Raw genomic sequence first — 20,500 nt, 5'->3', positions numbered from 1 at the left:
CACATGTGCGGCATCGCAGGTACCTACCGCTGGCCGGACGGAAAGATCGTGACCGACCGGCTCACCGACACCCTCGCCCACCGCGGCCCGGACGGCTCGGGCCGCTACAGCCACCCCGTGGGCGACGGCGAGGTGCACCTCGGGCACCGCAGGCTGGCCATCATCGACCTGTCCGACACCGGCGCCCAGCCGATGGCCTCGGACGGCCTCGTCCTGACGTACAACGGCGAGCTGTACAACGCGCCGGAACTCCGCGCCGAGCTGGAAGCCGGCGGAGTGCGCTTCCGCGGCACCTCCGACACCGAGGTGCTCCTGGAGGCGTGGCGGCGCTGGGGCACGGACTGCCTGCCCCGGCTGCGCGGCATGTTCGCCTTCGGGATCTTCGACGAGCGCACCGGCGACCTGGTGCTCGCCCGCGACCAGCTCGGCATCAAGCCGCTGTTCCTGCTCCGGCGCGGCGGCGGCCTGGTGTTCGCCTCCGAGCTCAAGGCGCTCTCCGTCGCCACCGGCAGGTCGCTGCAGGTGGACGACGCGGCGCTGGTGGCCTCGCTGCTCTACTACTGGGTGCCGGACTCGCGGTGCGCGTTCCGCGAGGCCGAGAAGCTGGAGCCGGGAAGCTGGCTGCGGTGCCGGCCCGACGGGCGGGTGGAGCGCGGCCGGTTCTGGAACCTGAAGGACGTCGCCGCCGAGGGCCGGGCGCGGGCCCTGGCCGGCGAACAGCCGGACCTGGCCGCGATCGTCGAGGAGTCGACCCGGCGCCACCTGCTCTCCGACGTGCCCGTGGCGACCTTCCTCTCCGGCGGCCTCGACTCCAGTTACCTGACCGCGCTGGCGGCCCGCCACCAGCCGGGGATCTCCGCCTACACGATCGGGTTCCGCGCCGAGGACGCCAGGTTCGAGGCGATGCCGGACGACCTGCGCTACGCCCGGCAGGTCGCCGAGAAGTTCGGCGTCGACCTGCACGAGATCGAGATCGCGCCGGACGTCCTCGGCCTGCTGCCCCGGATGACCTACCACCTGGACGAGCCGATCGGCGACCCGGCCGCGATCAACACCTACCTGATCTGCATGGCCGCACGCGAGGCCGGGGTGAAGGTGATGCTCTCCGGGATGGGCGCGGACGAACTGTTCGCCGGTTACCGCAAGCACCTGGCCAACCTGATCGCGCTGCGCTACCAGCTGGTCCCGCGGCCCCTGCGGCGCGGGGTGTCCGCGGCCGTGGACCGGCTGCCGGTCGCGACGAGCCGCCGCGGGTACCGGTCGGTGCGCTTCGCCAAGCGGTTCCTCTCCTTCGCCGACCTGCCGGAGGAGACCGCCTTCCGGCGCAGCTACACCATGTACGACCGGGACGAGCTGCTCGCCCTGCTCGATCCCGATCTGGCCGGGACGGTCGAGGACGTGCTGACCGAGCACGCGGACGTCTACGCGGACAACGACCTCGACGACTTCGTCAACCGCATGTGCCTCACCGACGCCCGGATGTTCCTGCCGGGCCTGAACCTCACGTACACCGACCGCTCCAGCATGGCCGCCTCCACCGAGGTGCGCGTGCCGTACGTGGACGTCGAGGTGGTCAAGGCCGCGTTCGCGGTGCCCGGCGACCGCAAGATCGTCGGACGGCAGGGCAAGGCCGTCCTGAAGGAGGCGGCCACCTCCGTCCTGCCCCGGGAGATCGTGTACCGGCCCAAGGGCCTGTTCAGCGCCCCGCTGCGGGCCTGGATGAGCCGGGACCTGGCACCGCTGGTGCGCGAGGTGGTCGACGACGGCGAACTCGTCCGGTCCGGGTTCCTGCGCCGTGAGGCACTGCAGCGGCTCGTCGCCGAGGACGCCGCCGGGCAGCGGGACAACTCGAAACATCTGTGGCACGTACTGACCCTCGAGTACTGGTATCGCGACGCGACCTCCGGGTCCGGCCAGCGCACTCGGCTGACGGCTTAGGAATCAGGGGACTTCGGTGAAACAGGTCGTACAGAACTACAAGAGCGGCGAGCTGGCGGTGCTCGACGTTCCGGTCCCGGGGTGCAAGCCGGGCGGGGTGCTGGTCCGCACCGCCTACTCGCTGATCTCCACCGGCACCGAGCTCATGAAGGTGTCCGAGGCCGGCATGTCGATGCTGGGCAAGGCCCGCTCCCGCCCCGACCAGGTGGCCAAGGTCATGCAGAGCGTGGCCACCAACGGACTGCCGGCCACCTACCGCAAGGTGATGGGCAAGCTGGACTCCTACACGCCGCTCGGCTACTCGCTGTGCGGGGTGGTCGAGCAGGTCGGCGCCGGTATCGACGACGTGAAGGCCGGCGACCTCGTGGCCTGCGCCGGCAACGAGCACGCGCTGCACGCCGAGCTGAACTGGGTGCCGAGGAACCTCTACACCCCGGTGCCGGACGGCCTCGCACCGCGTCATGCCGCCTTCGGCACCGTCGGGTCGATCGCGATGCAGGGCGTCCGCCAGGGCGAGCCGCAGCTCGGCGAGGTGGCCCTGGTCATCGGCCTCGGCCTGATCGGCCAGCTGGTGGGCCAGCTCCTCACCGCCTCCGGGGTCCGCGTCGTCGGCGCCGACCCCGACCCGGCGCGCTGCGAACTCGCCGAGCGGCTGGGCGCCGTGGCCTGCGGCGACCCCGCGTCCGCGGCCCTGGAGGCAGCCGTCGCCGAACTCACCGACGGGCACGGCGTGGACCAGGTGTACCTGGCCGCCGGCGGGGGCAGCAACCAGCCCGTCGAGCTGGCCGCCCGGCTCTGCCGGGACCGCGGCCGGGTCGTCGACATCGGCAAGTGCCGCCTGGACCTGCCGTGGAACGCCTACTACGAGAAGGAGCTCGACGTCCGGTTCTCGCGGTCGTACGGCCCCGGACGCTACGACCCGGAGTACGAACTGGAGGGGCGCGACTACCCGATCGGCTACGTGCGCTGGACCGAGCGCCGCAACCTCGCGTGCTTCCTCGACCTCGTCGCCCGCGGCAGGGTCGACGTGGAGCCCCTGGTCTCCCACGTCGCCGACTTCGAGGACGCTGTCGAGACGTACCGGCGCCTGAAGGACGGCGAGCTGAAGGCCGTGGCCGTGCTGTTCCGCTACCCCCAACAGCCTGAGGAGGCGCGGAAGGGCGGCGAGGCGGCCCAGGCGCCGTCGGTGGCCGTGCCCGCGGTGCGCCGCAGCGGGGCGGCGCCCGCCCCGGCCCGCTCCGCCGGCTCACCGGTGCGCCTCGCGTTCGTCGGCGCGGGGAACTACGCGACGTCGATGCTGCTGCCGCACCTGGCCCGGCGCGAGGGCGTCGAGCTGTCGACGGTCGTCACCACGACCGCGCTCTCCGCGGCCAACGCGCAGCGTAAGTTCGGCTTCGCCGAGGCGACCACCGACCTCGACGCGGTGCTCGGCGACAAGTCGATCGAAGCGGTGTTCGTGGTCACCCGGCACAGCTCGCACGCCGAGCTGACCCGCAGGGCGCTGCTCGCCGGCAAGACGGTGTTCGTGGAGAAGCCCCTCGCCCTCACCGAGGACGAACTGGCAGGCGTCCTCGCGGCGGTGGAGGAGTCCGGCAACGACCGCCTCCAGGTGGGCTTCAACCGCCGGTTCGCACCGCTGCTGACGGAGGCCAAGCGGCGCTTCGGTGCCCGGACCGGTCCGGCGAGCCTGCGCTACCTGGTCAACGCGGGCCAGTTGCAGCACGGCAGTTGGTATCTCCGCCAGGGCACCGAGGGCTCCCGGTTCGAGGGCGAGGGCGGCCACTTCGTCGACACGGCGAGCTGGCTGCTCGACGCCGACCCGGTCTCGGTGTACGCGGTCGCCCCGTCCGGCAACGAGGACCTGCAGGTCGTCCTCCGCTACCCGGACGGGTCCACCGCCACCATCAGCTACGTCACCACCGGCGCGCCGGGCTTCCCCAAGGAGACCCTGGACCTCCTCGCCGACGGCAAGGTGCTCAAGCTCGACGACTTCGTCCGCGCTTCGGTGTACGGCCGCAGCCGCTGGCTGAGTTCGCGGCTGCCCAAGGCCCGGGACAAGGGCCAGAACGCCGAACTGGCCGCGTTCGTCAAGGCCGTTCGGACCGGCGGGCCGATGCCGGTGCCGCTGGAGTCGCTGGTCGCGACCACCGCGGCCACCCTCGCCGTGCGCACCGCCCTGGCCTCCGGCACGTCCGTGGAGCTGGAGCGGGCCCGATGACCATGAGCGCGGGCTGGTACCTGCGACGGCTGTCCCGGATGGGGCCGGGGGAGGTCGCGGGCCGGGTGGGCGACACGGTGCGCAGACGGCGGTGGCGGTCCGTCCGGCCGGACGGACCGGCCGTGACCGGCGCCCGGTTCACCGCGGTCCTGCCCGCCGGGACGCTCGCGGCGGTGTCACCGGACGCCGCCAAGCGCCTCGTCGCCGAGGCCGACCGGCTGATGTCCGGGCACGCCGAGTTCTTCGGGGTGGTCCGCGACGACCTCACCGACCCCGACTGGTGGTACGACCCGAAGACCGGGCGCCGGGCTCCCTGGGGCTACGCCTTCGACGTGCCGTACCGCGACGAGGACGCGGTCGGGGACATCAAGCAGATCTGGGAGCCGTCCCGGCACCAGTACCTCACCGTGCTCGCCGCCGCCTACGCGGTCACCGGGAACGAGCGGTACGCCGAGCGCGTGGCCGAGCACCTGCGGTCCTGGTGGACGGCCAACCCCCCGCTGCGGGGCGTGCACTGGATCAGCGGCATCGAACTGGGCATCCGGCTGCTGTCCTGGGTGTGGATCCGCCGGCTGCTCGACGACTGGCCGGGCGCGGCCGGGCTGTTCGAGGAGAACCCGGTGGCGCTGAACCAGATCTGGCACCACCAGCGCTGGCTGGCCGCCTTCCCCAGCCGGGGATCCTCGGCCAACAACCACGTCGTCGCCGAGGCCGCCGGGCAGTTCGCCGCGGCCTGCGCGTTCGGCTGGTTCCCCGCCTCGGCGCGCTGGCGGGCCGACGCGCTGCGGTCGCTGGAGCGGCACCTGCGGAGCAACACCTTCGTCTCCGGCCTCAACCGCGAGCTGGCCACCGAGTACCACGGACTCGTACTGGAGCTCGGCCTGGCCGCGGTCGCCGAGGCGGACGCCGCGGGCGTGCCGGTCCCCGCCTCGGTCCGGCTGGTGCTGCTGCGGATGACCGACGCCCTCGCGGCCGTCGTGGACAACCGGCTGCGGCCGCCGCGCCAGGGCGACGCGGACGACGGGCACGGCCTGGTCGTGGACGGCGCGGGCACCGACCGCTGGGCCTCGCTCCTCGCCACCGGCGACGCCGTGTTCGGCCGGCTCGGCTGGTGGCCGGAGGTGACCGGCACCGATGTCCGCACCCCGCTGCTGGCCGCGCTCGTCAAGCGCACCCAACCGTCGGCGACCCGCCCGGCAGACCGGCCCGCGCACTTCGCCGACGCGGGCATGACCATCCTGCGCGGTCCCGGAGAGATCTGGTGCCGCTGCGACGGCGGTCCGCACGGCTTCCTGTCCATCGCCGCGCACGCCCACGCGGACGCGCTGTCCGTGGAGGTAAGGCACGACGGCGTCGACGTGCTCGCCGACCCGGGGACGTACTGCTACCACGGGCAGCCCGCCTGGCGGCAGTACTTCCGGTCCACCCTCGGCCACAACACGCTGCAGCTGGACGGCGCCGACCAGTCCGTCTCCGGCGGTCCCTTCCTGTGGACCCGGCAGGCCCGCACCCGCGTCCTGGCCGTGGACACCTCCGGCGAGGGGGCGGCCCACTGGTGTGCCGAGCACGACGGGTACCAGGGCTCCGTGCACCGCCGCCGGGTGGAGCTGACGGCCGCGGGACAGGAGCTGAAGCTGGTCGACGAGGTGCGCGGCCCGCGCCGGACCGTGCGGCTGGCGTTCCACCTCGGCCCGGAGATCGCCGCGGACCTGGTCGGGAACCAGGCGGTGCTCACCTGGATCCGGGACGGCGAGGGGCGTTCCGCCGTACTGGACCTGCCAGGCGAGCTGTCCTGGCGGGCGCACCGCGGCGCGACCGACCCGCCGCTGGGCTGGTACTCCGCGGGCTTCGGGCGCAAGGAACCCACGACGACGCTGATCGGCACCGGCACCAGCCCCGCCGCCGGCGCGGGCGGGTTCACCACCGTGCTCAGGTTCGGCGGCTAGGGGGCACGTGGTGATCAAGAGGCGGCACTGGGCGCCGGCGGTGGCAGCGCCGGCGCTGGCCCTGCTGCTGACAGCGACAGGCTGCGACAGCACGTCGGGCGCCGGGGCGGCGGAGCCGACCGCCGCGCCGTCCACGTCCACGTCCGCGGCCCGCGCCGTGGCCCGGGTGTGCGCCAACCCCGCGGCCGGGCCGGCGAAGGCGCCGCCGGGCGCGGTCACGGTCGACCCCGCGGTCGTCGGGGACCTGGCGGCGAAGACCAAGAACAGCCCGCCGCACACCACGTTCTGGCTCCGGCCGGGCAGGCACCGGCTCGATGCGGACCGCTACGCCCAGGTGATCCCCAAGACCGGGGACCGCTACCTCGGGGCGCCGGGCGCGGTGCTCGACGGCGGGAAGAAGAACCAGTACGCGTTCGCGGGCACCGCCCGCGACGTCACCATCCGCTTCCTGACCGTGCAGCACTTCGTCGCGCCGCAGAACGAGGGCGTGGTCAACCACGACTCGGCCGACGGGTGGGTGATCGAGCACGCGACGATCCAGGACAACTCAGGGGCGGGGCTGATGGCCGGTGCCCACCAACAGGTCCGCGCCAGCTGCCTGCGCGACAACGGGCAGTACGGCATGAACGCGTACAAGGGCGGCGGCGGGATCCGCGACCTGGTGGTCGAGGACAACGAGATCGTGGGCAACAACACCGACGACTGGGAACGGCGTCAGCAGGGCTGCGGCTGCACCGGAGGCATCAAGTTCTGGGCCGTCGACGGCGCGGACATCCGCGGCAACTGGGTGCACGGCAACCACGGAGCCGGGCTGTGGGCCGACACCGACGACAACGACTTCCTCATCGAGGACAACGTGCTCGACGCCAACGACGGTGCCGCGCTGATCTACGAGACCAGCTACAACGCGGTCATCCGGGACAACACGATCCGGCGGAACAACTGGGTCGAGGGCCGCAGGTACGCCGACCGCGGGGACAACTTCCCCTACGCGGCCCTCTACCTGTCCGAGTCCGGCGGCGAACCACGGGTCCGGGCCCGCACCGACAAGATCGACATCTACCGGAACGTGCTGGAGAACAACTGGTCCGGGATCACCCTGTGGGAGAACGCCGACCGGTTCTGCAACAGTCCGGCCAACACCTCGTCCGGTGACTGCACGCTGCTGGTGAAGAACACCCACCGCTGCGCGCAGCCGGCCATCGACAAGGCACCCCTGTACGCGGACTGCCGGTGGAAGACCCAGCGGGTGGACATCCACGACAACCGCTTCGTGCTCGACAAGTCCGTGGTCCAGTGCACCGATATGTGCGACCGCATGGCGGTGCTGTCCAACTACGGAACCTACCCGGACTGGTCCCCCTACAAGGGCGAGAAGGTGGCCGAGGCGATCACCCTCAAGCAGGACAACCACTGGCACGACAACGTCTACCGCGGACCGTGGCAGTTCGTCGCCCACGACCCGAGCCGGGTGCTCGACTTCGACGAGTGGCAGGGCACGGACTACCGGCAGGACGCGGGCAGCACCCTCCACGCAGGGGCCGGTGACTGAGATGGACACACGGACGGACAGCCAGACCGCCGCGGAACCGGCCACGGCCGGCACCCCGCGCATCGTCGGGATCGTCTGGGGACTGCTGGTCCTCAACACGCTCGGCTCCGCCGGGGCCAAGACCATCGTCCCGCTGCCCCGCTCCCTCATCCAGATGGTCACCATGGGCGCCCTGGTCGCCGCGTTCGCGCTGGCGCTCGCGGTCAACCTCCGGCTGCGCATCCGGCCCAGCGCCTACCTGCTCCTGCTCAGCCTGCTGCTGGTGACGAGCGTGCTCTCCAGCGCCCACCTGGAGTCCGGGTTCGGCGCGCTGTTCCGGTGCTTCAGGCTGGCTCTCTTCGTCGGCACCCTGTGGCTGCTCAGCCGCTGGTGGGACGGCAGCCTGACGTTCGTCCGGTACCACGTCCGGGCGTACTTCGCGGTCCTCGGCTCGGTCGCCGCCGGCCTCGTCGTCTCACCCGGCGCGGCCCTGCCCGACCTCTACGGCGGCCGCCTGGTCGGCGCGCTGTGGCCGCTCACCCCGCCGCAGATCGGGCAGTACGCGGCGGTGATCATCGGACTCACCGTGCTGCTCCTCATGGGCCGCAGGACCGACCGGACGAGCGCCGCGGTGGTCGTCGTGCCGTCCTTCGTGCTGCTCGCGCTGACCCACACCCGCACGGCCACGCTCGGCCTGCTCCTCGGGCTGGCGCTGGCGATCGGCTCGCTCGTCCTGACCAGCGCGGCCGCCCGCCGCTTCTTCGGCTGGGCGGTGCTGGTCGGCGCGGTGGCCGCGGTCGGGTTCGCCTCCGCTCTGCAGACGTGGTTCCTGCGCGGGCAGACCAAGGAGAACTTCTCCAGCCTCACCGGCCGGGCCAAGGTCTGGGACGCCCTCCTCGCCGCCCCCCGGACGACCTCGGAGCAGCTCCTCGGCGTGGGCCTGGGCGACAAGTCGTTCGGCGGGCTGCCGATCGACAACAGCTGGCTGGCGGTCTACAACGAACAGGGCCTGGTCGGCGTCACTCTGGTTGCGATCGTCATCGTCGTCCTCGGCGGGGTCGCGCTGCTGCGGCCGCCGTCGCTGCAGCGGGCCTGCGCGATCTTCCTGATCAGCTACTGCGCCATCGCCTCGTACACCGAGGCCGGTCTCGGCGACGCCTCCCCGTACCTGCTGCACCTGGCCCTGGCCGCCTCGCTGCTGGCGGCACCCGCCGCGGCGGCCCCCCTCCCGGCGCCCGAACTCCCCAGACGATCGGAGGTGACCTGACCATGCACGTCCTCGTGGTGCACAACCGCTACGGCTCCGCACAGCCGAGCGGGGAGAACAAGGTCGTCGACCAGGAGGTGGAGCTGCTGCGGGCGGCCGGCCACCGGGTCGAGGTGTTCGAGCGGCGCAGCGACGACATCGCCGCCCGGTCCCTCCTCGGCAAGGTCGCGGTGCCGCTCCTGGTGCCGTGGAACCCGGCGGTCCGCTCGGAACTCGCCGCCCGGCTGCGCACCGACCGGCCGGACGTGGTGCACGTCCACAACGTCTTCCCGCTCCTGTCGCCCGCGGTCCTCGCCGCATGCGCCGACGCCGGGGTGCCCGCCGTCGCCACACTGCACAACTACACCCAGGTCTGCCCGCCCGGCACCCTCCAGCGGGACGGCCGGCCGTGCACCGAGTGCGTCGGCACCGCACCCGTGCCCGCCGTCCGGCACGGCTGCTACCGGGGCTCCCGCCTCGCGACGGTGCCGCTGGCGGTCAGCCTGTCGGCCAACCGGCGCCGGTGGTGGACCGGTGTGGAGCGGTTCCTCTGCATCTCCGCGGCCCAGCGCGACGTCCTGGTGCGGTCCGGCATGCCGGCCGAGCGCCTGACGGTGAAGCACAACTTCGTGCCCGACCCCGGCAGTTGCCGCGAGGGCGAAGGAGAGCACCTGCTCTACCTCGGGCGGCTCGCGGAGGCCAAGGGCGTACGGCTGCTGATGGCCGCGTGGGACGAGCTCGCGGCCGGCGGCGGGGTGGGCGTACCACTCGTGATCGCCGGCACGGGGCCGCTGGAGCGAGAGGTGACCGCCTGGGCGGCGGGCCGGGACGACGTCCGCTACGCCGGTCTGCTGGACACGGCGGAGTGCCGGAAGGCCATCGCGCGGTCGGTCGCCGTGGTGGCTCCCTCGACGTGGCTGGAGGCGTTCGGCCTGGTGGTCGTGGAGGCGATGGCGGCCGGGGTGCCGACCGTCGCCGCCGGCCACGGCGCCTTCGTCGAACTCGTCGAGGACGGGGTCACCGGGCTGCTGCACCGGCCCGGCGACGCGGGCTCGCTCGCGTCCCGCATACGCCGGATCGCGGCCGACCCGGACCGTAACCGGGAGCTGGGCCGGGCGGCCCGGCGCCGCTACGAGCAGGGATTCAGCCCGGCCGTCGGCCTGGCGCGCCTGCTGGAGGAGTACCGCACCGCGATCGCGGGGCGGTCGGCACAGGCTCGCGGCGGGCAGACCCGCGCGAGCAGGGGGGATGGGGACACCACATGACACGATGCCGACTCTGCGGCTCGCAAGCGATGGCGAGCGTCGTCGACCTGGGGGCGACGCCGCCGTGCGAGAGCTTCCTCGCCGCGGACCAACTGGACGATCCGGAGCCCGCGTACCCGCTGCACCTGCGGGTCTGCACCGACTGCTGGCTCGCGCAGATCCCGCCGCTGATCACGCCGGAGGAGACGTTCAAGGAGTACGCCTACTTCTCCTCGTACTCGACGTCCTGGGTGGAGCACGCGCGCACCTTCGTCGACGGCGCCGCGGAGCGGCTGGCGCTCGGCCCCGACTCCTTCGTGGTCGAGGTGGCGAGCAACGACGGGTACCTGCTCAAGCACGTGGTGGGCCGGGGGATCCGCTGCCTCGGCATCGAGCCGTCGGTGAACGTCGGCGCCGCGGCACGGGAGGCGGGCGTGCCCACGCTCACGGAGTTCCTCTCCCCCGAGACCGGCGCCGCCGTCCGCGCCGAACACGGCCCGGCGGACCTGGTCGTCGCCAACAACGTGTACGCGCACATCCCCGACGTGGTCGGCTTCACCCAGGGGCTGCGCGCCCTGGTCGCCGACGACGGCTGGGTCTCCGTCGAGGTGCAGCACCTGCTGACCCTGATCGAGGAGAACCAGTACGACACGATCTACCACGAGCACTTCCAGTACTACACGGTGGCTTCGGCGATCCGGGCCCTGGCGAGCGGCGGACTCACACTCGTGGACGTCGAGTTGCTGCCCACGCACGGCGGCTCCATCCGGCTGTGGGCCCGGCCCGCCGAGGCGGCCGGCGAGCCGACGCGACGGGTGGCCGACGTCCTGGCCCGGGAGAAGGCCGCCGGCCTTCAGGAGCCGTCCGGGTACGCCCAGTTCTCCGCCCGGGTGGCCAAGGTCCGCCGGGACCTGCTGCGTTTCCTCGTCGACGCGGCCGAGCGCGGCGAGACGGTCGTCGGCTACGGCGCCCCGGGCAAGGGCAACACCCTGCTCAACCACTGCGGCATCCGCCCCGACCTGCTCGCCTACACCGTCGACCGCAACCCCTACAAACACGGCAGGTTCACCCCGGGCACCCGCATCCCGATCCTGGCGCCCGAGCGGATCGCCGCCGACAAGCCGGACTACGTCCTCGTCCTCCCGTGGAACCTGCGGGCCGAACTCGTCGAGCAGCTGGCCTTCGTCCACGAGTGGGGCGGCCGGCTCGTCTTCCCCATTCCGGAACTGAGCATCGTCGAGGCCGCGAAAGAGGTCACAGCATGAAGGTCGTCCTGTTCTGCGGCGGTTACGGGATGCGGATGCGCAACGGCACCTCCGACGACGTGCCCAAACCGATGGCCATGGTCGGCCCGAGACCGCTGATCTGGCACGTCATGCGCTACTACGCGTACTTCGGGCACAAGGAGTTCATCCTGTGCCTCGGGTACGGGGCCCACCACATCAAGGACTTCTTCCTCAACTACGAGGAGACCACGTCCAACGACTTCGTCCTGCGCGGCGGGAGGACCGAGCTGCTCTCCACCGACATCGCCGACTGGACGATCACGTTCGCGCAGACCGGCATCGAGTCCCCCATCGGGGAGCGGCTGCGCCGGGTGCGCCACCACCTGGACGGCGACGAGATGTTCCTCGCCAACTACGCCGACGTGCTCACCGACGCGCCCCTGCCCGAGATGATCGACAAGTTCGCCGCGCGCGACGCCGGGGCGTCGATGATGGTCGTGCCGCCGCAGTCGTCGTTCCACTGCGTGGAGCTCGGCGAGGACGGCCTGGTGGGCGGCATCACCGCGGTGAGCGAACTGCCGCTGTGGGAGAACGGCGGCTACTTCGTGCTCCGCCAGGAGATCTTCGACCACATACCGGAGAACGGTGACCTGGTCGCCGACGGCTGCGCCCGACTGGCCAAGCAGGGACGGCTGGTGGCGCACCAGCACCGCGGCTTCTGGAAGCCGACCGACACCGTGAAGGAACGGGCCGCGCTCGACGAGGCCTACACCCGGGGCGACCGCCCGTGGGCCGTGTGGGAACGGGACACCGCCGGAGTCAGGGCGTGATCCGGCTCGGGGCCGGCCCCCTGGACCGGATCGTCGCGGTGGGCGCGCACTGCGACGACATCGCCATCGGCGCCGGCGGCACCCTGCTGACGCTGTGTCAGGCGCGTCCGGGCATCCGGGTCGACGCGCTGGTCCTCACCGGTGGCGGCAGCGAGCGCGAGCAGGAGGAGCAGGCCGCGCTCGCCGCCTTCTGCCCGGGCGCCGACCTGCGGCTGACCGTGCACAAGCTGCCCGACGGCCGCTTCCCGGCGCACTGGGAGGAGGCCAAGTCCGCGGTCGAGGAACTGCGCACACAGACCGACCCGGACCTGGTGCTCGCGCCGCGCACCGACGACGCCCACCAGGACCACCGCGGCCTGGCCAAGCTGATGACGACCGCGTTCCGCGACCACCTCGTGCTCGGCTACGAGATCGTCAAGTGGGACGGCGACCTCGGCCGGCCGGCGGCCTACCAGCCGCTGGCACCCAAGACCGCCGAGGACAAGGTGCGGCTGCTGCAGGAGCACTACCCCTCGCAGCGGCACCGGCCCTGGTACGACCGGGAGGCCTTCCTCGGCCTCGCCCGGATCCGCGGCATCGAATGCCACGCGCGCTACGCCGAGGCGTTCGCCGTCACCAAACTCACGCTCAACCTGGGGGGTTGAACAACCTTGCGCGTACTACTGACCGGACACCAGGGCTATCTGGGCACCGTGATGGCCCCGGTCCTCAAGGCCGCAGGGCACGACGTCGTCGGCCTCGACTCCGGCCTGTTCGCCGACTGCGTCCTCGGCCCGCGGCCCGAGGACCCGCCGGGGCAGCGGGTGGACCTGCGCGACGTCACCGCCGAGCACGTGGCCGGGGTGGACGCCGTGATCCACCTGGCCGCGCTCTCCAACGACCCGCTCGGCTCGCTGGCGCCCGAACTCACCTACGACATCAACCACCACGCGTCCGTCCGCCTCGCCCGGCTGGCCCGCGACGCCGGGGTACGGCGCTTCCTGTACGCGTCCACGTGCTCGGTCTACGGCGCCGCCGGCGGCGACGACCTGGTGACCGAGGACGCCCCGCTGCGCCCGGTGACGCCGTACGCCGAGTCGAAGGTGCGGGTGGAGGACGACCTGCACGCGCTGGCCGACGACGACTTCACCCCGGTGTTCATGCGCAACGCCACCGCCTTCGGCTTCTCGCCGCGGCTGCGTGCCGACATCGTGCTCAACAACCTGGTCGGGCACGCCCTCTTGTCCGGCGAGGTCCTGGTGCTCTCCGACGGCACCCCGTGGCGTCCCCTGGTGCACGCCGCCGACATCGCGCGGGCCTTCACCGCCGCGCTGACCGCACCCCGCGAGGCGGTGCACGACCGGGCGTTCAACATCGGCAGCGAGGTCAACAACGTCACGGTCGCCGAGATCGCCGCACAGGTCGCCGAGGCGGTGGCCGGCTCCAAGGTGGTGATCACCGGGGAGACCGGCGCCGACCCGCGGTCCTACCGGGTGGACTTCTCCCGGTTCCGCGCCGCGATCCCCGGCTTCGACTGCGCGTGGACAGTGAAGCAGGGCGCGCTCGAACTCGCCGACGCCTACCGGAAGTTCGACCTCACCCGGGAGGACTTCGAGCAGCGCTTCACCCGCCTCGCCGTACTGCGCGCCGCGTCCGACGCCGGCACCGTCGACGACACCCTCAGGCGGCGCCGGTGACCGACGTGAGCAAGGAGATGTACGCCCTGGTGGAGCGGATGTACCCGCTCTGCCGGAGCATCACCGGCGACGGTGTGCGCGCCACCCTGGACATCGTCGGGGAGTACATCCCGCTGCAGGTGCACGAGGTGCCGACCGGCACGCAGGTGCTCGACTGGACGGTGCCGCAGGAGTGGAACATCCGGGACGCCTACATCGCCGACGGCGCCGGCCGGCGGGTCGTCGACTTCGCCGCGTCCAGCCTGCACGTGCTCGGCTACAGCGTCCCGGTGTCGGCGACCATGCCCCTCGCCGAGCTGCGCCCCCACCTGCACACGCTGCCGGAGCACCCGTCATGGGTGCCCTACCGCACCAGCTACTACAAGCCGGACTGGGGGTTCTGCCTGGCCCAGGAGACCCTGGACGCCATGCCCGACGGCGACTACGAGGTCCGCATCGACTCCACGATCGCCGACGGCCACCTCACCTACGCCGAGTACGTGGTCCCCGGCCAGGTCCCCGACGAGGTCATCGTCTCCTGCCACGTCTGCCACCCGTCGCTGGCCAATGACAACCTGGCCGGCATCGCGGTGGCGACGTACCTGGCCCGCGCCCTCGCCGAACAACCCACCTACTACACCTACCGGTTCCTGTTCGCCCCCGGCACCATCGGGGCGATCACCTGGCTGGCCCGCAACGCGGAACGGGTCGACCGGGTCAGGCACGGCCTCGTGCTGGCCTGCGCCGGAGACCCGGGCCGACTGACGTACAAGCAGAGCAGGCGCGGCGACGCGGAGATCGACCGGGTGCTGCAGCACGTGCTGACCGCGTCCGAACGCCCGCACCGCATCACCGAGTTCACCCCGTACGGCTACGACGAGCGGCAGTTCTGCTCACCCGGGTTCAACCTGGGCGTGGGCTCGCTCACCCGGACCCCGTACGCCGGCTACCCCGAGTACCACACCTCGGCGGACAACCTGGACTTCGTCTCCCCGGCGGCGATGGCGGACACCCTCGCCGTCTGCCGCGAGGCGTTCGCCGTCCTCGACCGCAACCGGCGGTACGTGAACCTCAGTCCCTACGGCGAGCCGCAGCTGGGCCGGCGCGGGCTGTACGACGCGCTCGGCGGCCGCAGCGACACCAAGCAGGCCCAGATGGCCATGCTCTGGGTGCTCAGCCTCTCCGACGGCGAGCACAGTCTGCTGGACGTCGCCGAGCGGTCCGGCCTGCCGTTCGACACCGTGGCCGCCGCGGCCGACGCCCTGCGCGGCGCCGACCTGGTCAAGGAATGACGCCCATGACCGTCCAGGGGGAGAACCAGCAGCAGACGGCACCACCGGCCGGGTCCGCCAGACGGGCCCTGGTCGGCAGGCTGTCCTGGGGCCTTGCCGACCAGGCGGCCTCCAGCATCAGCAACTTCGCGGTGGGCCTCTACGTGGCCCGCTCGCTCGGGGTGTCCGCATTCGGCGTGTTCAGCCTGGCCTGGGTGACCTACGGCGTGGTGCTCAACGTCTCCCGGGGCCTCGCCACCGACCCGCTCACGGTGCGCTTCAGCGGGGTGCCGGAGGCGGTCTGGCGCGGTGCGGTGGCCCGGTCGACGGGCACCGCGCTCGGCGTCGGCTCGGCCCTCGGCGTGGTGTGCCTGGCGGCCGGGCTCGGCCTCGGCGGCCGGGTGGGGCCCGCGTTCGCCGCCCTCGGTGTCCTGCTGCCGGGGCTGCTGCTCCAGGACGCCTGGCGGTTCGCGTTCTTCGCCGCCGGCGCCGGGCGGAAGGCGTTCGTCAACGACGTCGTGTGGGGCGTCGCCCTCGTCCCCGCCATGGTCGTGGCGGCCCACGTGGACACCGTGGCCGCCTTCGTGCTCGCCTGGGGCGCGTCCGCCACGGTGGCCGCGGGCTACGGATACCTCCAGTCCGGCATCCGGCCCCGGCCGGCCGAGGCCCGCGGCTGGCTGCGCGAACAACGCGACCTCGGCTACCGGTACCTGGTCGAGAACGTCAGCCTCAGCGGCGCCAGCCAGGTGCGGGCGTACGGGCTCGGCGTGATCGTCGGGGTCGGCGCGGTGGGCGCGGTGCGGGGCGCGGAACTCCTGATGGGGCCGTTCCTCGCGGTGCTGATGGGGCTCTCGCTGGTCACCGTCCCGGAGGCGGCCCGGGTGCTGCGGCGGGCCCCGCACCAACTGGGCAGGTTCTGCCTGCTCCTGGGCGGGGGACAGGCCGCCGGCGCACTGCTCTGGGGCTCGGCGCTGCTGCTGATGCCCGACCGGCTCGGCGACCTGGCGCTCGGCGACGTCTGGCACTCCTCCTCGCACCTCCTCGTGCAGATCACCCTCAGCGTCGCGGGAGCGGGCCTCGGCACCGGCGCGGCGGCCGGACTGCGCGCGCTCGGCGCGGCCCGGCGCAGCCTGCGCTGCCAGTTGTTCGCCTCCGCCTGCTACGTCGGCGGCGGGCTCGGCGGCGCGGCCGTCGCGGGCACGGCCGGCTCGGCCTGGGGCGTCGCCGCGGCGACCCTCAGCGGCTCGGCCGTGTGGTGGCTGCAGCTGCGGTCCGCGCTGCGCGAGCGCCACCGCCATCCCATCCCCGAAGTGAGGACCGCATGACCGACCGACCCAGGCTGAGCATCGGCCTGCCCGTGTACAACGGCGAGGAGTACCTGGCCGAGTCGTTCGACGCCCTGCTCGGCCAGACCTACGAGGACTTCGAACTGGTCGTCTCCGACAACGCCTCGACCGACGGGACCGAGGACATCTGCCGCAAGTACGCCGCGCAGGACTCCCGCATCCGCTACCACCGGCTGCCCCGGAACATCGGTGCCACCCCGAACCACAACCACGTCTTCGCCGAGTCCCGCGGCGAACTGTTCAAGTGGGCCTCGCACGACGACCTCTACGGCCGCGACCTGATCCGGCGCTGCGTGGAGGCGCTGGACGAGCGGCCCGACGTCATCCTCGCGCACACCGACCAGGCGGTCATCGACGGCGACGGGCAGGTGACCGTCCCCTACGAGTACACGCTCGCCACCGGCTCGCCGCACGCCCCGGAGCGCTTCCGCAGCCTGCTGTTCGAGCCGGGCGGCGACGACTTCTACGGGGTGATGCGCGCCGACGTGCTGCGCCGGGTGAAGCCCATGGACAGCTATCACCACGCCGACCGCACCTTCGTCGCCGAGATCACCCTGCACGGGCGCTTCCACCAGGTGCCGGAACTGCTGTACTTCCGCCGCGACCACCCCACCCGTGCCGAGCGGGCGAACCCGTCCAAGCGCTCCCGGTGCGTCAACCTGGACCCGCGCCGGGCAGGCCTGCTGCACCCGACGCCCCGGCTGCTCGCCGAGTACGTCTGGGGCTTCGCCTCGGCGATCCGGCGGGCGCCGCTGTCCGCCGCCGACCGGCGGGAGTGCTACCGCCACCTGGCCGCCTGGATGACCAGCCGGGTCCGGCCGAACGCCGGCGAGCGGGTCGAGGACCGTGCCCCGGTCGACCCGGCCCTGCTCACGGTCTCCGTCGACGACCTCGTCGCCGGCCGTGAGGGCAGGAGGCACGCATGACCTCCACGGACGCAACTCCCGTGCGCGTCGGGGTCTTCGGCCTGCTCGGCTCCGGCAACCTCGGCAACGACGGCTCCCTCGAAGCCGTCCTCGGGTACCTGCGCGCCGAGCACCCGGAGGCGGTCGTGGACGCGCTGTGCGGCGGGCCCGAGGCCGTGACCGCCCGGTTCGGGATCCCCGCCACCCGCCTGCACTGGAACCGCGCGGAGTACCGGACCGCGTCCCGTGCCGGCGCGATCGCCTCGAAGGGGCTCGGCAAACTCGTCGACGTCTTCCGCACCGCGGCCTGGGTGCGCCGGCACGACGTGGTGATCGTGCCGGGCATGGGCGTCCTGGAGGCCACCCTGCCGCTGCGGCCCTGGGGCTTCCCGTACTCGCTGTTCCTGCTGTGCGCGAGCGGCCGGCTGACCGGCACCCGGGTCGCGCTGGTCAGCGTCGGCGCCGCCGAGATCCGCAACCGGCCCACCCGGGCCCTGGTGCGCTGGTCGGCACGGCTGGCCGCGTACCGGTCCTACCGGGACGGCCAGTCCCGGGACGCGATGCGGGCGATGGGCGTGGACACCGGGCGCGACGAGGTCTACCCCGACCTCGCGTTCTCCCTCCCGGCACCCCGGGCGAGCGCGCCCACCGGCACACCGGGCCTCGTCTGCCTCGGCGTCATGGACTTCCACGGCGGCAACGACGACCGCGCCCGGGCCGAGGAGATCTACCGGCGCTACCTCGACGGGACGATCAGGTTCGTCCGCACGCTGGTCGAGGAGGGCAGGCCCGTGCGGCTCCTCACCGGCGACCAGTGCGATCTGGCGGTGGTCGCCGCCATCCTCGACGCGGTCGACTCACCGCTGGTCACCGCGGCCGAACCGGCCTCCCTGGCCGACCTGATGAACGAGATGGCAGCCGCCGACACCGTGGTGGCCGTCCGCTACCACAACTTGATCTGCGCGCTGAAGACCGGAACGCCCGTGCTCGCCCTCTGCTACGCGGCGAAGAGCGACGCGCTCATGGACCGGATGGGTCTGGGCGCGTACCGTCACCCGGCTCGCGAGGTCGACGCCGACCGGCTCCTCGAACAGTTCCGGGACCTGGAGAAGCACGCGGCGGAGCTACGGCAGACCCTCGCCGAGCGGAACCGGGTCGCCGCGGAGCAACTCACCCACCAGTTCACCGCCTTGACCACGACCCTGTTCCCGGCGAACGACCACGCCCACGCCCCACGGAAGGCTTCATGAAAGCGACCGAAGTCCCGGAGATCGCCGGCGCGTACCTCTTCGAGCCGACCCCGTACGCCGACGAACGCGGCTTCTTCTGCCGCACCTTCGACGCCGGCGTGGTCCGCTCGGTGGGCCTGGACCCGGACGCCTTCGTCCAGGACAGCGTGTCCCGCTCCGTCCGCGGCGTGCTGCGCGGCCTGCACCTGCGCTCCGGCGCCGGCGAGGCCAAGCTGGTGCGGTGCTCGTACGGGCAGATCTTCGACGTCGTCGTGGACCTGCGGCCGGACTCGCCGACGTACCTGGGCCGTGCCTTCTTCGAGTTGTCCGGCGAGACGCAGAAGACCGTGTACATCCCTGCGGGATGTGCGCACGGCTTCCAGGCTCTTACCGAAATCGCGGACACCTCTTACCGTATTGACCGTGAGCACGATCCGTCCGAGGACGTGACGATCGCCTTCGACGACCCGGAACTCGCCATTCCCTGGCCACTGCCGGCCACGTCGATGTCCCGACGGGACCGGGAGGCGCCGAGCCTCGCCGAGGTCCTGAAGCACCGAGAAAGATGAGGTCGGCGTGCACACCCAAGACACCGAGGGTTTCCTCCTGTCCCGCTCGCGGCAGGCCAACGAGCGGCTGCACGCCCTGATCCCGGGAGGCGCGCACACCTACGCCAAGGGCGACGACCAGTACCCCGAGAACCTGGCACCGGTCATCAGCCACGGCAGCGGTGCCCACGTGTGGGACGTCGACGGCAACCGCTACATCGAGTACGGCTCCGGCCTGCGGTCGGTCAGCCTCGGCCACGCCCACCCGCGCGTGACCGAGGCGGTACGGCGGGAACTCGACCGGGGCAGCAACTTCGTCCGGCCGTCCATCGTCGAGGTCGAGGCCGCCGAACGCTTCCTGGCCACCGTGCCGACCGCCGACATGGTGAAGTTCGCGAAGAACGGCTCCGACGCCACCACCGCCGCGGTGCGCCTGGCCCGCGCCGTCACCGGGCGCCCACGGGTGGCCCTCTGCGCGGACCACCCGTTCTTCTCCGTCGACGACTGGTTCATCGGCACCACACCGATGAACGCCGGCATCCCCGCGGCGACCACCGAGCTGACCGTGTCCTTCCCCTACGGCGACCTGGCCGCCGCGGAGGAACTGCTCACCCGGTACCAGGACGAGATCGCCTGCCTGATCCTCGAACCCGCCACCCAGACCGAGCCGCCGCCCGGGTACCTCGCCGGCCTGCGCGACCTGGCCGACCGGCACGGCTGCGTCCTGGTCTTCGACGAGATGATCACCGGCTTCCGCTGGTCCGAGGCAGGCGCCCAGGGCCTGTACGGCGTGGTCCCCGACCTCTCCACGTTCGGCAAGGCGCTCGGCAACGGATTCGCCGTCTCCGCGCTGGCCGGGCGCCGTGACCTGATGGAGCGCGGCGGACTGCGCGGCTCCGGCGACCGGGTGTTCCTGCTGTCCACCACCCACGGTGCGGAAACCCACTCGCTGGCGGCCGCGATGGCGGTGCAGGCCACCTACGTCGAGGAGGGCGTCACGGCGCGCCTGCACGCCCTCGGCGAGCGGCTGGCCGCCGGTGTCCGCGACGCCGCGGCCGCCATGGGCGTCGGCGACCACGTCGTGGTCCGGGGCCGGGCCAGCAACCTGGTCTTCGCCACCCTCGACGAGAACCTGCAGCCGTCGCAGGAGTACCGCACGCTGTTCCTGCGCCGGCTCCTCGCCGGCGGGGTGCTCGCCCCGTCGTTCGTGGTGAGCAGCGCACTCGACGACGCGGACATCGACCGCACCGTCGACGTGGTGGCCGAGGCCTGTGCGGTGTACCGGAAGGCGCTGGACACCGCCAACCCCACCGCCTGGCTGGGCGGGCGACCGGTGAAGCCCGTGTTCCGCCGCCTGGCGTGACGTG

General features: G+C 72.5%; 16 protein-coding genes. All 16 read left to right on the top strand.

Annotated elements, in window-relative coordinates; all coding sequences use genetic code 11:
• The first annotated feature begins 3 nt into the window (after positions 1-3).
• The 16 genes from asnB to ACZ63F_RS25600 are packed head-to-tail and all read left to right on the top strand — an operon-like array spanning position 4 to position 20,496.
• Positions 4-1,938 (top strand): asparagine synthase (glutamine-hydrolyzing), encoded by a 1,935-nt coding sequence (gene asnB / locus ACZ63F_RS25675; RefSeq protein WP_469713948.1) that lies wholly within the window; start codon positions 4-6, stop codon positions 1,936-1,938.
• A gap of 16 nt (positions 1,939-1,954) precedes the next feature.
• Positions 1,955-4,156 carry a bi-domain-containing oxidoreductase gene (locus tag ACZ63F_RS25670; protein WP_469713947.1) on the top strand — a complete coding sequence of 734 codons (2,202 nt, stop codon included), beginning with the start codon at positions 1,955-1,957 and terminating at the stop codon, positions 4,154-4,156.
• Positions 4,153-6,102: an alginate lyase family protein gene (locus ACZ63F_RS25665; protein WP_469713946.1), complete on the top strand. Its 1,950-nt coding sequence runs from the start codon at positions 4,153-4,155 to the stop codon at positions 6,100-6,102. Before ACZ63F_RS25670 ends, ACZ63F_RS25665 begins: the two co-directional genes overlap by 4 nt.
• A 7-nt stretch (positions 6,103-6,109) precedes the next feature.
• Positions 6,110-7,654 (top strand): right-handed parallel beta-helix repeat-containing protein, encoded by a 1,545-nt coding sequence (locus ACZ63F_RS25660; RefSeq protein WP_469713945.1) that lies wholly within the window; start codon positions 6,110-6,112, stop codon positions 7,652-7,654.
• Between the two features lies 1 nt (position 7,655).
• Entirely contained in the window at positions 7,656-8,900 is a 1,245-nt protein-coding gene (locus ACZ63F_RS25655) for an O-antigen ligase domain-containing protein (protein WP_469713944.1), read from the top strand.
• 2 nt (positions 8,901-8,902) lie between these two features.
• Positions 8,903-10,144: a glycosyltransferase gene (locus ACZ63F_RS25650; RefSeq protein WP_469713943.1), complete on the top strand. Its 1,242-nt coding sequence runs from the start codon at positions 8,903-8,905 to the stop codon at positions 10,142-10,144.
• A complete protein-coding gene (locus ACZ63F_RS25645; protein WP_469713942.1) occupies positions 10,141-11,388 on the top strand; it encodes a class I SAM-dependent methyltransferase in 1,248 nt (415 codons plus the stop codon). Before ACZ63F_RS25650 ends, ACZ63F_RS25645 begins: the two co-directional genes overlap by 4 nt.
• Positions 11,385-12,179, top strand: coding sequence for a sugar phosphate nucleotidyltransferase (locus ACZ63F_RS25640; protein ID WP_469713941.1), 795 nt, complete (start codon positions 11,385-11,387; stop codon positions 12,177-12,179). Before ACZ63F_RS25645 ends, ACZ63F_RS25640 begins: the two co-directional genes overlap by 4 nt.
• The gene (locus ACZ63F_RS25635) at positions 12,176-12,823 is read left to right on the top strand and encodes a PIG-L deacetylase family protein (RefSeq protein ID WP_469713940.1); all 648 of its coding nucleotides are present in this window, start codon (positions 12,176-12,178) and stop codon (positions 12,821-12,823) included. The genes ACZ63F_RS25640 and ACZ63F_RS25635 overlap by 4 nt, the downstream gene beginning before the upstream one ends.
• 6 nt (positions 12,824-12,829) lie before the next feature.
• Complete coding sequence (locus ACZ63F_RS25630) at positions 12,830-13,855, top strand: NAD-dependent epimerase/dehydratase family protein (protein ID WP_469713939.1); 1,026 nt, start codon at positions 12,830-12,832, stop codon at positions 13,853-13,855.
• A gap of 17 nt (positions 13,856-13,872) precedes the next feature.
• Positions 13,873-15,126, top strand: a complete 1,254-nt coding sequence (locus ACZ63F_RS25625; RefSeq protein WP_469713992.1) for a DUF4910 domain-containing protein — start codon at positions 13,873-13,875, stop codon at positions 15,124-15,126.
• Positions 15,123-16,430, top strand: coding sequence for a hypothetical protein (locus tag ACZ63F_RS25620; RefSeq protein ID WP_469713938.1), 1,308 nt, complete (start codon positions 15,123-15,125; stop codon positions 16,428-16,430). The genes ACZ63F_RS25625 and ACZ63F_RS25620 overlap by 4 nt, the downstream gene beginning before the upstream one ends.
• Complete coding sequence (locus tag ACZ63F_RS25615) at positions 16,427-17,377, top strand: glycosyltransferase family 2 protein (RefSeq protein ID WP_469713937.1); 951 nt, start codon at positions 16,427-16,429, stop codon at positions 17,375-17,377. The genes ACZ63F_RS25620 and ACZ63F_RS25615 overlap by 4 nt, the downstream gene beginning before the upstream one ends.
• A complete protein-coding gene (locus tag ACZ63F_RS25610; protein WP_469713936.1) occupies positions 17,374-18,606 on the top strand; it encodes a polysaccharide pyruvyl transferase family protein in 1,233 nt (410 codons plus the stop codon). Before ACZ63F_RS25615 ends, ACZ63F_RS25610 begins: the two co-directional genes overlap by 4 nt.
• The gene (locus ACZ63F_RS25605; RefSeq protein WP_352358663.1) at positions 18,603-19,154 is read left to right on the top strand and encodes a dTDP-4-dehydrorhamnose 3,5-epimerase family protein; all 552 of its coding nucleotides are present in this window, start codon (positions 18,603-18,605) and stop codon (positions 19,152-19,154) included. The genes ACZ63F_RS25610 and ACZ63F_RS25605 overlap by 4 nt, the downstream gene beginning before the upstream one ends.
• A gap of 7 nt (positions 19,155-19,161) precedes the next feature.
• Positions 19,162-20,496 carry a glutamate-1-semialdehyde 2,1-aminomutase gene (locus ACZ63F_RS25600; protein WP_469713935.1) on the top strand — a complete coding sequence of 445 codons (1,335 nt, stop codon included), beginning with the start codon at positions 19,162-19,164 and terminating at the stop codon, positions 20,494-20,496.
• Positions 20,497-20,500: the final 4 nt, after the last annotated feature.

Source organism: Streptomyces sp. NPDC104761, assembly GCF_055583445.1.
Note: the sequence above shows the minus strand (reverse complement) of the source record. Positions and strands in the feature narration are given on the sequence as shown.

What these genes read in the sequence shown, in the direction of transcription:
- ACZ63F_RS25610 (WP_469713936.1), top strand. Translation starts at nt 17,374, where the DNA reads ATGACCTCCACGGACGCAACTCCCGTGCGCGTCGGGGTCTTCGGCCTG.
- ACZ63F_RS25625 (WP_469713992.1), top strand. Translation starts at nt 13,873, where the DNA reads ATGTACGCCCTGGTGGAGCGGATGTACCCGCTCTGCCGGAGCATCACC.
- ACZ63F_RS25640 (WP_469713941.1), top strand. Translation starts at nt 11,385, where the DNA reads ATGAAGGTCGTCCTGTTCTGCGGCGGTTACGGGATGCGGATGCGCAAC.
- ACZ63F_RS25605 (WP_352358663.1), top strand. Translation starts at nt 18,603, where the DNA reads ATGAAAGCGACCGAAGTCCCGGAGATCGCCGGCGCGTACCTCTTCGAG.
- ACZ63F_RS25665 (WP_469713946.1), top strand. Translation starts at nt 4,153, where the DNA reads ATGACCATGAGCGCGGGCTGGTACCTGCGACGGCTGTCCCGGATGGGG.
- ACZ63F_RS25650 (WP_469713943.1), top strand. Translation starts at nt 8,903, where the DNA reads ATGCACGTCCTCGTGGTGCACAACCGCTACGGCTCCGCACAGCCGAGC.
- ACZ63F_RS25655 (WP_469713944.1), top strand. Translation starts at nt 7,656, where the DNA reads ATGGACACACGGACGGACAGCCAGACCGCCGCGGAACCGGCCACGGCC.
- ACZ63F_RS25645 (WP_469713942.1), top strand. Translation starts at nt 10,141, where the DNA reads ATGACACGATGCCGACTCTGCGGCTCGCAAGCGATGGCGAGCGTCGTC.
- ACZ63F_RS25615 (WP_469713937.1), top strand. Translation starts at nt 16,427, where the DNA reads ATGACCGACCGACCCAGGCTGAGCATCGGCCTGCCCGTGTACAACGGC.
- ACZ63F_RS25620 (WP_469713938.1), top strand. Translation starts at nt 15,123, where the DNA reads ATGACGCCCATGACCGTCCAGGGGGAGAACCAGCAGCAGACGGCACCA.
- asnB (WP_469713948.1), top strand. Translation starts at nt 4, where the DNA reads ATGTGCGGCATCGCAGGTACCTACCGCTGGCCGGACGGAAAGATCGTG.